At 74.3% G+C, this 13,995-nt stretch carries 7 protein-coding genes; 2 read left to right on the top strand and 5 right to left on the bottom strand.

The features are described from left to right. Positions 1 to 65 precede the first annotated feature (65 nt). From hutI to HHX31_RS01195, 3 genes are all read right to left on the bottom strand, one after another. A complete protein-coding gene (gene hutI / locus HHX31_RS01205) occupies positions 66 to 1,274 on the bottom strand; it encodes an imidazolonepropionase (RefSeq protein ID WP_169944221.1) in 1,209 nt (402 codons plus the stop codon). 451 nt (positions 1,275 to 1,725) lie between these two features. After that, positions 1,726 to 3,129, bottom strand: a complete 1,404-nt coding sequence (gene hflX / locus HHX31_RS01200) for a GTPase HflX (protein WP_249345325.1) — start codon at positions 3,127 to 3,129, stop codon at positions 1,726 to 1,728. Positions 3,130 to 3,244: 115 nt separating this feature from the next. Continuing rightward, positions 3,245 to 6,646, bottom strand: a complete 3,402-nt coding sequence (locus HHX31_RS01195) for an AfsR/SARP family transcriptional regulator (RefSeq protein WP_169944218.1) — start codon at positions 6,644 to 6,646, stop codon at positions 3,245 to 3,247. 169 nt (positions 6,647 to 6,815) lie between these two features. On the opposite strand from HHX31_RS01195, the gene HHX31_RS01190 reads away from it, so the two are divergent. Beyond that, positions 6,816 to 8,180, top strand: coding sequence for an FAD-binding oxidoreductase (locus HHX31_RS01190; RefSeq protein ID WP_169944217.1), 1,365 nt, complete (start codon positions 6,816 to 6,818; stop codon positions 8,178 to 8,180). 7 nt (positions 8,181 to 8,187) lie between these two features. Here HHX31_RS01190 and HHX31_RS01185 read toward each other — a convergent pair whose 3' ends face one another. Beyond that, on the bottom strand, positions 8,188 to 11,721 hold the full coding sequence (locus HHX31_RS01185) for a BTAD domain-containing putative transcriptional regulator (RefSeq protein ID WP_169944216.1): 3,534 nt from the start codon (positions 11,719 to 11,721) through the stop codon (positions 8,188 to 8,190). A 150-nt stretch (positions 11,722 to 11,871) separates the two neighbouring features. On the opposite strand from HHX31_RS01185, the gene HHX31_RS01180 reads away from it, so the two are divergent. After that, a complete protein-coding gene (locus tag HHX31_RS01180; RefSeq protein WP_169944214.1) occupies positions 11,872 to 13,224 on the top strand; it encodes an FAD-binding protein in 1,353 nt (450 codons plus the stop codon). 36 nt (positions 13,225 to 13,260) lie between these two features. Here HHX31_RS01180 and HHX31_RS01175 read toward each other — a convergent pair whose 3' ends face one another. Continuing rightward, on the bottom strand, positions 13,261 to 13,941 hold the full coding sequence (locus HHX31_RS01175; RefSeq protein WP_169944213.1) for a DUF4097 family beta strand repeat-containing protein: 681 nt from the start codon (positions 13,939 to 13,941) through the stop codon (positions 13,261 to 13,263). Between the last annotated feature and the right edge of the window lie 54 nt (positions 13,942 to 13,995).

The raw sequence follows: 13,995 nt of genomic DNA, 5'->3' as shown, positions 1-13,995 counted from the left end.
CTTTTCGTCAACCCGGGCGCCCGCCTGGCGCGCCCCGCGACCACCCCGGACGGGAGGCCTGGGCCTCACTGGACGGGGACGCCACCCCGCCAGACGCGACGCGGCTTGAGGCCGAACGACCAGGCGAACGCGCCCTCGTGGTCGGCGTCCCACTGGACGATGTCGGCGAGACGGCCGGGCGCGAGGATGCCGCGGTCGGGAGCGCCGAGGACCTGGGCGCCGCCGAGGGTCGCGGCCCGCAGAGCGTCTCCGACGCTCATGCCGAACGCCGCCACCGCCAGGCTGATGACCAGGGACATCGAGGTGATGCCGCAGTGACCGGGGTTGTGGTCGCTGCCGAGCGCTACGGGGACGCCCTGGGCCAGCATCCGGCGCACCGGCGGGAGGTGGCCCACCTGCAGGGCGGCGCCCGGGCAGACGACGGCGGGCACGCCGTACCTCGCCATCATCGCGATGTCCTCGTCCGAGGCGTGGTGGAGCAGGTCGGCGGAGGCGCAGCCCATCTCGGCCGCGAGCTGGACGGCGCCGCGCCGGTTGTAGGCGCCGGCGTGGATGCGCGGCAGCAGGCCGACGTTGCGGCCGGAGGCCAGCACCCAGCGGGCCTCCTCCGCGGTGAAGTGGCCGTCGTCGCAGTAGACGTCGACGCTGTCGGCCCCGGCGCCCGCGGCGTCCGCGCACCAGGAGGCCACCGCCTCGACGTAGTCGCGCTGGCGGCCGAAGTATTCCGGCGGCACCACGTGGGCCGCCAGGAACGTGACGTGGACCCGCGGCATCATCGGCTCTTTCTCGAGCTCGCGCAGGAGCCGCACGTCGGCCAGTTCGCCGTCGCGGGTCAGGTGGTAGCCGGTCTTGGCCTCGACGGTCGTCGTGCCGCCGAGCAGCCACTCGCGCAACCGCTCACGGACGCCGTTGCACAGGGTCCAGGGGTCGGTGCCGCGCGTCACGGTGACGGTCGAGCCGATGCCGCCGCCCGCCGCGGCGATGGCGGAGGAGCTGGACCCGCCGGAACGCATCGCCATCTCGGCGTACCGGTTGCCGGCGTAGACGGGGTGGGTGTGCGCGTCGATCAGGCCGGGCGTGACGAGCGCACCGCCGAGATTCTCCACGTGGTCGACGTCGACGATGTCGTCCACGACTCCTGGAACGCTCTCGGGGAGGTCGGCGGCACGGCCGACCCACGCGATCCGGTCGTTGTGCACCAGGATCGCGGCGTTGCTGCACACATCGTGGCCGGTCCAGAGCCTGCCGATGTTGGTGAGAAGGCGAACGGTCATCCGGGCACCTGCCGAACACCCGCGGACGGCGAACGGCCCCCGTCTGCGGGCGCCTGGCCCGCCGGGTCCGCTTCGCGTCCGGACGTCATTGGGGGGTCTCCTGCCTCATCGCGCGCACCGATGTTGTGCGATGACCCTACCGCCGGGATCTCGAACCCGGGCGATTCAGTTCAGTTACGGTATTTCACGGGTGGGCTGGATGTACAGGCTTGGGCTGGAAACACACGGCGGTCTCATGGGGATCGCCGCGTATCTGTCGTCACACGCAGCGCCGAGACCGAGATCGGCGACGTCGGCCCGGGAGCCGCGAACGCCTGGGAGAGGGTGACCACACTGCCTGGAGTCATGTTGTTACCCACACAATAAGGTCCCATTAGGCTTTCCTTATCGTAGCAAGGGCCACGCTTGACGGGCCACCGACACGCGGAAGGTGGCCCGCCCACAGCGGGAGTCAGACGGTCTCGACCGGCTTGGCCACCCGGTCCAGCTCCGCGAACAGGTCGGCGAAGACCCGGGCGTGCAGGATCGTGCCGTCACCGGTGTGCTCCAGCGACAGCACCTCGCCCTCGCTGTGCGCCCGCGCGATCAGGTCGCCCCTGTCGTACGGCACCAGCATCCTGACCTCGTGGTCGAGGCGGGGAAGCTCGCGCTCGATCATCGCCATCAGCTCGCCGATCCCGGACCCGGTGCGGGCGGAGACGACGACGCTGTGCCGTTCCTTCATCGTCAGCCGCGTCAGCACGACCGGGTCTGCGGCGTCGGCCTTGTTGACGACCACGATCTCCGGGATGTCCCGCGCGCCCTCGATGTCGGACAGCACGTCGCGGACGGCCGCGATCTGCGACTCCGGATCGGGGTGCGACCCGTCCACCACGTGGAGGATCAGGTCGGCGTCGGCCACCTCCTCCAGCGTCGAGCGGAACGCCTCGACGAGCTGGTGGGGCAGGTGCCGTACGAATCCGACCGTGTCGGCCAGCGTGAACAGGCGGCCATCCGGCGTGCGCGTCTTGCGCACGGTGGGATCGAGGGTCGCGAACAACGCGTCCTCGACCAGCACGCCGGCGCCGGTCAGCCGGTTGAGCAGCGATGACTTGCCGGCGTTGGTGTATCCGGCGATCGCCACGCTGGGCACCTCGCGGGCCTGCCTGCGGTGGCGCATGGTCTGCCGGGCGGTCGACATCTCCTTGATCTGCCGCCGCAGCTTGGCCATCCGCTCGCGGATCCGCCGCCGGTCCAGCTCGATCTTGGTCTCACCGGGGCCGCGGCCACCGATGCCGACGCCGCCCGCGGCGCGACCGCCGACCTGGCGCGACAGGTTGCCACCCCAGCCTCGCAGGCGCGGCAGCAGGTACTGCAGCTGCGCCAGCTCGACCTGCGCCTTGCCCTCGCGGCTCTTGGCGTGCTGCGCGAAGATGTCGAGGATCAGCGCGGTCCGGTCGATGACCTTGACCTTCACGATCTCTTCGAGCTGGCGGAGCTGGCCGGGGGTCAGCTCGCCGTCGCAGATGACGGTGTCGGCGCCTTCGGCGGCCACGATGTCGCGCAGCTCGACCGCCTTGCCCGATCCGATGTAGGTGGCGGGGTCGGGCCGGTCACGGCGCTGGATGAGACCCTCCAGCACCTGGGAGCCGGCGGTCTCGGCCAGGAGCTTGAGCTCCTGCAGCGAGTTGTCCGCGTCGAGGGCCGTGCCGCCCGCCCAGACGCCCACCAGGACGACGCGCTCCAGCCGGAGCTGCCGGTATTCGACTTCGGTGATGTCTTCGAGCTCTGTCGACAGACCCGCTACGCGGCGGAGCGCCTGGCGCTCTTCCAGTTCGTAATCGCCCACGGCGAGGTCTTCGGGCTCGTTTCGCATATATGTCATCTCTACTAGACAGAACAGTCCGGCACCCCGATCCCTTCCCGGCCCGGAGCACCTCCAGTCGATGGTGACACGACCCGGCAAGTGACGCACTTCCTTATGTGGCGACTTATGTGCCGAGCCGGGCCACCAGCCGCGCGCTCTCGCCCGCCCAGTGATCCAGGCCGAGCCGGACGTGCGCCTCGTGCGCCCGCCGCGCGTGGCGCAGGGCCAGTTCCCTGTCGCCCATCGCCTGCGCCAGCAGCGCCAGGGCCTGGTGGATGGAGCCCCAGCCGGCCGTGCCGTGGCCGTGCAGGGCCAGCCGGTCCGCGTACGGCGCCAGCCTGTCGTACAGGCCCGCGGGATCGGGGACGCCGAGCTGAGCCGCCACGTGCGACCAGACGACGGCGACGAACTCCCCCGACCAGTCGTCGGGGATCACCGTGCCCCATCGGGCGACCAGGTCCTCGGCCAGTTCGCGATCTCCCACGTCGAGAGCCGCGAGCACGGCTATGGGACGCAGCGGGTCGTTGTGCGGCTGCGACGCCACCGTGACGACCTCGTCGAGAATCTCCGCGACCCTGCCCTGCCCCCGCCTGCAGGTGTAGAGCATGGTCGGCCGTACGACGCCGAGGCCCCACATGCTGCTGTCGCCGAAGACCTCGCCGAGCTCGCGGGCGAGGTCCTCGACCTCGTCCCAGCGGCCCTCCAGGGTCAGCCGCGCGGCCTTGGCGATGCGGACCATGGCCGTCAGCTCAGAGCTTCTGACCTCCTGAAGCAGATGCTCGGCGCGGGCCAGATCCCGGTCCCACTCGGCCAGCTCCCCCGCCCTGAACAGGCAGGACATCCGGCGTACCCGTGCCACGATCTCGGCCGCGGCGGGAAGATCGGGCACCGCGAGCATCTCCTCGGCGGCGCGAAGTCGCTCCTCCTCACGCTCCGGCACCCAGGACGCGATCATGTAGTTGTTGAGCACCTGGAGGAGCAGGGCGGGGTCGCCTATCCTCCGGGCGATCTCCAGGGCCTCGACCACCATCGCCTCGCCCTCGGCCCGGCGCGGCCCGTAGTTGAGCTCGATGCCGAGAGTGCCGAGCAGCGCCGCCCGGTGGGCGTCGTCCAGCGGGCCCGCCAGCAGCTTCTCGAGCAGGGCGACCGTGTGGTCGTCGACCACCCCGTACGACCGCCAGTTCCAGACGCTGAGGGTGCCGAACACCGTCACGGCCTCCACCAGGGACTCCCGATCCCCGATGTTCTCCGCCAGCGCGATGGCCTCCTCGAGCACCGCCTGTGCCCGCAGTGCGTCCCCGATGACGCGCAGCGACCGGCCCAGTTCGACCAGCAGACGGCAGCGCCTGGCCGGGTCGCGCGCGCCGAGGGCGAGCAGCGCCTTGTCCCACAGCTCGACCGCCTCGTCGTACGCGCGCTGCGCCGTGGCCTGCCTGGCCGCCGCGGCGGCGTAGCCGACCGCCTTGTCCGCTCCCCCGACCCGCGCGGCCATCGCGAAGTGGTGGGCGAGGACGGGCAGGCGTGCCGCCCCGTGGCCGCCGGGCGGCACCGCCGGCAGGGACTCCAGGGCCTCCGCCACGCTCAGGTGGAGCCTGGCCTTCTCCAGGCGGCCGAGCCCGGCGTAGAGCGCGTCGCGCACCAGCGCGTGCGAGAAGCGGTAGTCGAAGCCTCCCGGCGTCTCGGCGAGGACGCCGACGGCGACGGCGGGCTCCAGCAGCGACATCACCTCCTCCGCGTGGGTCTCCGTGAGCGCCTCCAGCACGTCGATGCTGACATCGCGGCCCAGCACCGCGGCGCGGCGCAGCAGGTCCCTGGTGGCGTCGGGCAGCCGCGCGACCCTCCGCTCGATGACCTCCAGGACGCCTTCCGGCACACCCAGTGACGCGGCGTCGAGCCGGTTCTCGCTGCCCAGCAGCCGCAGCAGTTCGCCGAGATAGAAGGGGTTGCCGCCGGTGCGCCGGTAGAGCACCCCGGCGAGCGCCGGGTCGGTCAAGCCGTGCCGCCGCAGGAACGCGCCGACCTCCTCCGCGGTGAACGGCGCGAGGGTGAGGCGCTCGGTGCCGGGCTCGCGGGCGAGGGCGGCGAGGGTGTCGCGCAGCCGCTCGGGCTCCCTGCCCGGCTCCGGCCGTACGGTGGCCAGCACCAGCACGGGCCTGCGGTGCAGCTCGTCCGCGAGGAAGGCGAGCAGCCGCAGCGAGGCGGCGTCCGCGGCGTGGAGGTCGTCGAGCACCACCATTGTCGGCGTGCCCGACCAGGCGAGCGCGGCCAGCACGCCCTCGTACAGCTCGAAGAGCGCGGCCTCGGGGTCGGCGGCGGCGCCGCCCTCACCCGCGAGCAGCCGCGCCGCGGCCCTGCCCCGCTCCCCCAGCTCGCGCAGCGCCTGCAGCCAGGGCCAGAACGGCGGGGCCGCCTCGGCCTCCACGCAGCGGCCCCAGACGACCGTGACGCCGCGCGCCTCGGCCTCCTCCGCGGCGAGCCTGGCCAGCCTGGTCTTGCCGATCCCCGGCTCGCCCGTCACCAGCAGCACGCCGCCGCGCCCGCGGCGTACGGCGCCGAGCCGGTCGCCGAGGCGGGCGAGCTCGCGCCGGCGCGCGATGAGCGCCTCGGACGGCGACTGCGGCCCGGCGGGCGTGTCCAGGGGCGCCGGCCCGGACAACGACGCAGGCTCGGGCAGTCGTGCGGGCCCGGACAGGGGCGCAGGCTCGGACGGTGGTTCGGATGGCGGCTCGGGCGAGGACAGGGGCACGGGCGCGTCCAGGGACGGCGACTGCTCGAGCACCGCCTGCTCCAGCCGCCGCAGCTCGGGGCCGGGCTGCAGGCCCATCTCCTCGTCGAGCAGCGCGCGCACCCGGCGCAGCGCGCCGAGCGCGTCGGTCTGCCTGCCCGACCGGTAGAGGGCCAGGACGAGCAGACTCCACAGCCGTTCGCGGTAGGGGTGCGCCTCCACCAGCCGCTCCAGGTCGGCCACGCAGGAGGGCCCCTCGCCCAGGGCGAGCCTGGCCTCGAACCGGTCCTCGACCGCCACCGCCCGCAGCTCCCCGAGACGGGCGATGACCGGCTGGGCGAACTCGTAGGCCGCGAACTCGGCCAGCGGCTCGCCCCGCCACGTCGCGAGCGCCCGGTCGACCGACCCGCGCACCGCGGCGTAGTCGCGCCGGGCGAGCGCCCTGCGGCCGTCCTCCACCCAGGAGACGAAGCGTGCGAGGTCGACCTGGCCGGGCGCGACGGACAGCAGGTAGCCGGGCTCGCGCGTGAGCAGCACGGCGGGGGGCGTGCGCGGCCGGCGTCCCGGCTCCAGCACCTTGCGGAGGTTGGAGACGTACGACTGCAGCGTCGCGGTGGCGCTGGAGGGCGGCTCGTCCGCCCACAGCTCGTCGATCAGCCGGTCGAGGGAGACGATCCTGCCGGGTTCCAGGGCGAGGACGGCGAGCACGGCACGCTGCTTGCGCGGGCCTATGTCGATGACGCGGCCGTCGCCGCCGGTCACCTCGAAAGGGCCGAGCAGCCGGAAGGACAGCGAGTTCATGACCAAACCCCTCTAATCGCTGCGGCAAGCGTAGATGCGGGAGGACCCCTACCGGAACGGTCCACTTGGCGGCGACTTGGACGGTCTTCCAAGCCACGCCCATGCCCGCTCCTATCCCCGTCGTCCACGGTGGTCCCGCACGTGGAAACAGACCACATGGAGGGAAGAGATGGACCACACCGAGGCGCTCGGCGCCGATCTGCGCCGGGTGGCACGCGGCCGGGTGCTGGTGCGCGGCGACGAGGGCTTCGACGAGAGCAGGCGCCCCTGGGACCTGTCCGTCGACCAGCGGGTCGCGGCGGTCGTCGAGGCGCGGGACGCGCACGACGTCGCGGCCGTGGTCGGCTACGCGGGCCTCGCCGGGCTGCGCGTCGCCACCCAGCCGAACGGGCACGCCCCCGCGGCCTTCGACGACGCGATCCTGCTGCGCACGGGCGCGTTGCGCGGCCTGACCGTGCGGCCCGCGGAGCGGGTGGCCCGGGTGGAGGCCGGTGTCTCATGGGGCGAGGTGCTCGCGGCGGCGGGTGAGCACGGGCTGACCCCTCTCGCGGGCAGCACGGGGGCCGTCAGCGCCACCGGGTTCACCCTGGGCGGGGGCCTGAGCTGGTTCGGGCGCAAGTACGGCTTCGCCGCCGGCGGCGTGCGCGCGTTCGAGATCGTGGACGCCTCCGGCGAGCACGCCACGGTCACGGCGGGCACCGACCCCGAGCTGTTCTGGGCGCTGCGCGGCGGCGGCGGCGACTTCGCGGTGGTGACCGCGATGGAGATCGACCTGCACCCGGCGCCGGTGCTGTACGGCGGGCGGATCCTGTGGCCGGCCGCGCGGGCCGCCGAGGTGCTGGAGGCCTTCCGCGCCACCACGGCCGAGGCGCCGGAGGAACTGACGGTCTGGTTCCACCTGCTGTGGTTCCCGCCGCTGCCCGAGTTGCCCGAGCCGCTGCGGGGGCTGTCCGCCGTGACGATCGACGTCACCTACCTGGGCGACCCGGACGAGGCGCGGGCGTTGCTGCACCGGTTCGACGGGATCACCGGGCCCCTCTTCGACACGCGCGGCCCGATGCCGGTGGCGAAGCTGGCGGACATCTGCGCGGAGCCGACCGATCCGACGCCCGCGCTGCTGCGTTCCGAGCTGCTCACCGGGCTCGGCGACGCCGACGCGGCGGCGCTGCTGGCCGCCGCCGGTCCGGGCAGCGTCGCGCCGCTCGCCTACGTGCAGATCCGCCACCTCGGCGGGGCGCTCGCCCAGGTGGACGAGAAGGGCGGAGCCTGCGGGCACATCGCGGAGCCGTACCTGCTGAGCACGCTCGGCGTGCTCGCCGGGCCCGGCGCGGAGGAGGCGATCCTGCGGCGGCAGGCGGCCGTCGCGGACGCGGTTGCGGGAGTGGCGAGCGGTCGCACGCCCCTCACCTTCCTCGGCCACGGGGAGCCGGCATCGTCCGCCTTCCCCGCCGAGGTCCTGGCCCGCCTGCGCGAGGTCAAGCGCCGCCGTGACCCGCACGGCGTGATCCTCGGAAACCACCCCGTCCTCGGGTGACGGCGGCTCATCCGCCCGGCTCGCCTCGCTCCGGACCGGCTCGCTCCGGACCGGCTCGCTCCAGACCGGCTCGCTCCAGACCGGCTCGCTCCAGACCGGCGAGGAGGCGCGCGCTCTCGCGCGCCCAGTGAGCGAGGCCGAGCCGGACGTGGACCTCGTGCGCCCGCCGCGCGTGGTCCCTGGCCCGCCCTCGCTCGCCGGTCGCGGCCGCCAGCTCGGCCAGGACCAGGTGCGCCGATCCCCATCCGGCGCCGCCCATGCCGCTCACCACGAGCCGCCCCGCGTACGGCGAGAGCGTCCGGAGCAGGGCGGCGGGGTCGGGCGTGCCGAGCCGGGCGGCGACGTGGCCCCACACGACGGTGAGGAACTCGGCGGTCCAGTCCTGGGGGATCCGAGTGCCCCACCGCTCGACGAGCCTGCGGGCGAGAGCCGTGTCCCCGGCGTCGAGGGCGGCGAGCACGGCGACGGGCCGCAGCGGCACCATGTCGGCGTCGTGGGCGCGGGACACGAGCCGGTCGGCCAGCTCCGCCACCCGGCCCTGGCCCCGCCTGCAGGTGTAGAGGGTGATCAGCCCGGGATAGTCGAGCCCCCACATGCTGAAGCCCTCGATCAGCGCGGTGAACTCCGCGGCGAGCCGCTCGGCCTCGGCCCAGTCGCCCCGGAGCGTACGGCCGGCGGCCTCGGCGATGCCCGCCATGCCGGTCAGCTCTGGGCGTCTGACCAGCTCCACCAGGCGCCGGCAGCGGGCGAGGTCACGGTCCCATTCGTCCAGTTCGCCCGCCCTGAGCAGGCCGGCCATACGGAAGATCCTGGCCACGGCCTCGGCGGACGCGTCCAGGGGGAGGGCGAGCATCTCCTCGACGGCCTGGCGGCGCTCCTCCTCGCGCTCCGGCACCCATGCGGCCATCAGGTAGTTGTTGAGCGAACGGGCCAGCAGCCGGGGGTCGCCGACGCGGCGGGCCAGCCGCACGCCGTCGGCCGCCAGCCGCTCCCCCTCCGGGCGGCGCGGCGAGTAGTACAGCTCGAGCCCGAGGGTGCCGAGCAGCGTCGCCCGCTCCGCGTCACCTGCGGCCGGTTCGGCCAGCAGCCCTTCGAGCAGCGCGACCATCTCCTCGTCCACCACGCCGTAGTGGCGCCAGTTCCACACCGACAGCCCGCCGAACACGGTGACGGCCTCGATCAGCGTGGCCCGCTCCCCTATCCGGGCGGCCAGGGCGATCGCCTCCTCCAGCACCGACCTGGCCCGGTCGACGTCGCCCACGGCCCGCAGCGCCTCGCCGTGGCGCACGAGCAGGCCGCAGCGCCGGGCCGCGTCGGCCGGGCCGAGCGCGGTCAGGGCCCTGCCCCACCAGTCGACCGCCTCGTCGTACGCGCACTGGGCGGTGGCCTGACGGGCGGCCCGCACCGCGTACTCCACGGCCTTGGCCGCGCCGCCCGCCCTGGCCGCCATCCCGAAGTGGTGGGCGAGGACCGACGGCTCGATGCCCGCGAGCGTCTCCAGCGCCTCGCCGGTGCGCAAATGCAGCCGTGCCCGGCGCACCCTGCCGAGATCGGTGTAGAGGGCGTCGCGGACGAGAGCGTGGGAGAACCGGTAATCGAAGCCGTCCGGGACCTCGGTCAGCAGCCCGGTGGCCACGGCCGGTTCGAGCAGCGCCATGACCTCCTCGGCGGGGGCGCCGCAGGCGGCCTCCAGCACGTCAAGGCTCACCTCGCGGCCGAGCACGGCCGCCGCGCCGAGCAGCGCGCGGGTCTCCTCGGGCAGGCGGGCCACCCGGCGGCCGATCACCTCGCGCACGCCCTCCGGCACCCCGGCGGAGGCCGCGTCGAGACGGTGTTCGCTGTCCAGCAGCCTGACCAGCTCGCCCAGGTAGAAGGGGTTGCCGCCGGTCCGCTCGAAGAGCACCGAGGCGAGCCGCGCGTCCGGCAGGTCGCGCCCGGCCAGGTAGGCGGCCACGTCCTCCCGGGCGAACGGCGGCAGCGTGAGGCGTTCCGCGCCGCGTTCGCGGGCGAGCGCGGCCAGGGTCTCGCGGAGCTGGTCGGGCTCGTCTCCCGGCTCCGGCCGCATGGTGGCCAGCACCAGCACCGGCGCGCGGTGCAGTTCCCCGGCCGCGAAGGCCAGCAGCCGCAGCGACGCGGCGTCCGCCCAGTGCAGGTCGTCGAGGACGACGAGCGCCGGTCCGGCCGCGACCAGCGTCCTCGTCACCCGCTCGTGCAGCGCGAACAGCGCCGCGCCGAGTCCCGCGCGTCCATCCGCCACAGGCCCAGGCGCCGTGAGCCCAAGCCCCTGCCCCGCGTCCGCCGTCTCCGGCTCCGCGGCCCCCGACAGGGCCGCGAGCGCCCGGGCCACCTCCTGTCCACCGCCCGCCCCTCCTGCGTACGACGCGGTCCGGTACGGCCCGGCCTCCGGCGGCGCGAGGTCGCGCAGCACCTGGAGCCACGGCCAGAAGGCGGGCGCGCCGGTGTCCTCGGCGCACCGGCCCCGGGCGACCGCCATCCCCAGCGCGGACGCCTCGTCGGCGACTGCCTCCGCGAGACTGGTCTTCCCGATGCCCGCCTCTCCGGAAACGAGCAGCACTCCGCCCCGCCCGCGCCGCGCCCACGCGAGGCGCTCGGCGGCCCGCTGGAACTGCTCGCGCCTGGCGATGAGGCCGCCGGCGTGGGACGTCCGCGGGGCCTCAGGACGCGCGGCGGGCGTCTCCCCGGCGGCGTCCGGTGCGCGCCGGCCGACCGGGGCGCCGGGGGCGCCGCCCGTGCCGTGCTCGGCGGCGACCGGGGGCGCGTCGAGGCCGGGCGCCTGGTCGAGCACGGCCTGCTCCAGCCGCCGCAGCTCGGGGCCGGGCTCCAGGCCCAGTTCCTCGGCGAGCAGCGTGCGCACCCTGCGCAGCGCGGCCAGCGCGTCGGCCTGCCGTCCCGCGCGGTAGAGCGCCCGGACGAGCAGCGCCCACGACCGTTCCCGGTACGGCTGCCCGGCCACCGCGGTCTCCAGGCCGGGCACGCAGGAGCCGCCCTCGCCGGTGGCCAGCCGGGCCTCGAACCAGTCCTCGGTGGCCGAGGCCCGCAGCTCCGTCAGCCGCGCCACGACCGGCCGCGCGAACTCGTACGCGGCGAACTCGGCGAGCGGCTCGCCCCGCCATGTCTCCAGGGCTCTGCGCAGCAGGTCGGCCGCGGCGGCGGGCTCGCGGGCGAGCGACCGGCGGCCGTCCTCGGCCAGCGCGGCGAAGCGCACGAGGTCCACCTGGCCGGGGGCGACGGCGAGCAGATAACCCGGGTCGCGGGTGAGCAGCGTCTTCGGCGGCGTGCGCGGCGGCCTCTCCGGCTCCAGCGCCCGGCGGAGCTGGGAGATGTACGCCTGCAGGGTGCCGGTGGCGCTGGAGGGCGCCTCACCCGACCACAGCTCGTCGACGAGGCGGTCGAGCGAGACGACCCGTCCCGGCTCCAGGGCGAGCATGGCCAGCACCGCTCGCTGCTTCGGCGTGCCGAGATCTATCACGCGACCGGCCGGGTCGATGACCTCGATCGGACCGAACAGGCGGAATTCCATGTTTCCTCTGGGTTCGGGGATTTCGATCAGTAGCGTATTGCCCGGCCTTGTCGGCCGAACGTCTAGCGGGCTCCTAGCCGATTACTAATCCACCGCAAACCACCAGCACCAGGATATAGAGCGATCAAAGACCGCAAAACTGGAGGAAATGTGTCGACTGTGGAGACCGATCTGCGGCGGACGGTGCGCGGACGGGTGCTGGTGCCCGGCGACGACGCGTTCGAGGCGGCCGGGCTGCCCTGGAACCGGGCGGTGGACCAGCGCGTGCGGGCGGTCGTGGAGATCGAGGACGCGGCGGACGCGGCCGCCGTGGTCCGTCACGCGAGACTCGCCGGCCTCGCCGTCGCCGCGCAGCCGAGCGGGCACGGCGCGTCGGGCCGCCTCGACGGGACCATCCTCGTGCGCACCGGACGGCTTCGCGGCGTCGAGGTCCGGCCGGAGCAGCGGACCGCCCGGGTCGAGGCCGGCGTGCCGTGGGGCGAACTGCTGACCGCGACCGGCAAGCACGGGCTGACGGGGCTGCCCGGCAGCTCCCCCGTCGTCAGCGTCACCGGCTACACGCTCGGCGGCGGGCTCGGCTGGTTCGCCCGCAGGCACGGCTGGGCCGCCGGCGCCGTACGGGCCTTCGAGGTGGTGGACGCCGACGGCGAGGAGGCGCGGGTGACGGCCGACTCCGACCCCGACCTGTTCTGGGCGCTGCGGGGCGGCGGCGGCGACTTCGCCCTGGTGACGGCGATGGAGATCGACCTGCACCCCGCGCCCCTGCTGTACGGCGGGCGCATGCTGTGGCCGGCGGAGCGTGCGCCGGAGGTGCTCTCCGTCTACCGGGAGGTCACCGGCGCCGCGCCCGCGGAGCTGACCGTGTGGTTCACGATGGTGAAGTTCCCCCCGGCGCCCCATATCCCCGAGCCGCTGCGCGGTCTCGCCGCGGTCGCGGTGGACTCGGCGTTCCTGGGCGGCGAGGACGAGGGACGCGGCCTGCTGCGGCGGTTCGATGACGTCCCCGGCCGGATCCTCGACACCCGCGCCGCGATGCCGCTGGACGCCCTGGGCGGCATCTGCGCCGAGCCGACCCAGCCGGTGCCCGGCACGGGCCGGGCCGAACTGCTGACCGGGTTCGGCGAGGACGTGGCCGGCGACCTGCTCGCCGCCGTGGGCGGCATCGCCCCTCTGGCCACGGTGCAGGTGCGTCATCTGGGCGGCGCGCTGAGCGAGCCTCTCCCCGGCGGCGGTGCGGCCGCGCCTGTCGCGGAGCCGTACCTGCTGGGCATGATCGGGCCGGTCATGTCGCCGGAGGGCGGTGAGGCGGTCACCGCGCGGCTGGCCGAGATCGCCCGGGCGATGGCGCCGCACACGTCGGGCCGCAAGCCCTTCACCTATCTGAACGGCGGCGAGAAGGCCGCCTCGGCGTTCGACGCGGACACCCTGGCCCGGCTGCGCGAGATCAAGCGCCGCCGTGACCCCGCGGGCGTCTTCCGTTCCAACCAGCCCGTGCTCGCCTGACGCCGCCCGGCCCGGGGATGCCGGCGGCGCCGGGCGTCACAGCTTGTGCACCTCGGCGTCGCCGGAACCGGTCCTGATCGTGATCGTGCGCGGCGCCGAGTCGTCGTCCGCCACCTGGATCCTGCGGTCGCCGCTCCCGGTCGAGGCGTCGATGTTGTAGGCGCCGTCCGGCACCCAGAGCTTGCCGTCGCCCGAACCGGTCACCGCCTGCACCTGGTCGGGCGCGACGGCGAACCGGAGCGTGATGTTCCCCGACCCCGTGCGGGCGCCGACCGAGGTGGCGGCGAGCCCGCGCGCGTCGACGTCGCCCGAGCCCGTGGACGCGTTGATCTGCCCGCTCAGGTTCCGCAGCGTGATGTCCCCGGAGCCTGTGTCGATCTTCATGGTGAGGCCGCGCGGCACCTCCACCTTGTAGTCCACCGAGCAGTTTTCGCACTTGTAGGCGAGCGTGAGCGTGTCCCCGGCCACGGAATGGCCGTCCGCGGGCTTCTCCCCCCGCCAGTGCAGGGTCTCGGTCACGCGGATGCCCGGCCTGTCGCTCTCGTTGACCACTACGTCGCCCGAGCCCGAGCGGGTTTCGACGACGGTCACCTTGTCGGTCACGTCGTAGGACTGGACGGCCTGCTGCCCGCCGAAGTCGAACCGCACGTCGCAGGCGGCGACCATGAGGCCCATCCCCAGGGCGGCCCCCGCGACCGCCATCGTCTTGTGTCTCATGCCCTCGATCGTCGCGGACGCGTGCGCCGTCTCCCATCGGGGAAGTCCCTCAGC

The organism is Microbispora sp. H11081 (genome assembly GCF_012999535.1).
In the GTDB taxonomy this organism is placed as follows: domain Bacteria; phylum Actinomycetota; class Actinomycetes; order Streptosporangiales; family Streptosporangiaceae; genus Microbispora.
This window is presented reverse-complemented; position numbering and strand designations above follow the sequence as displayed.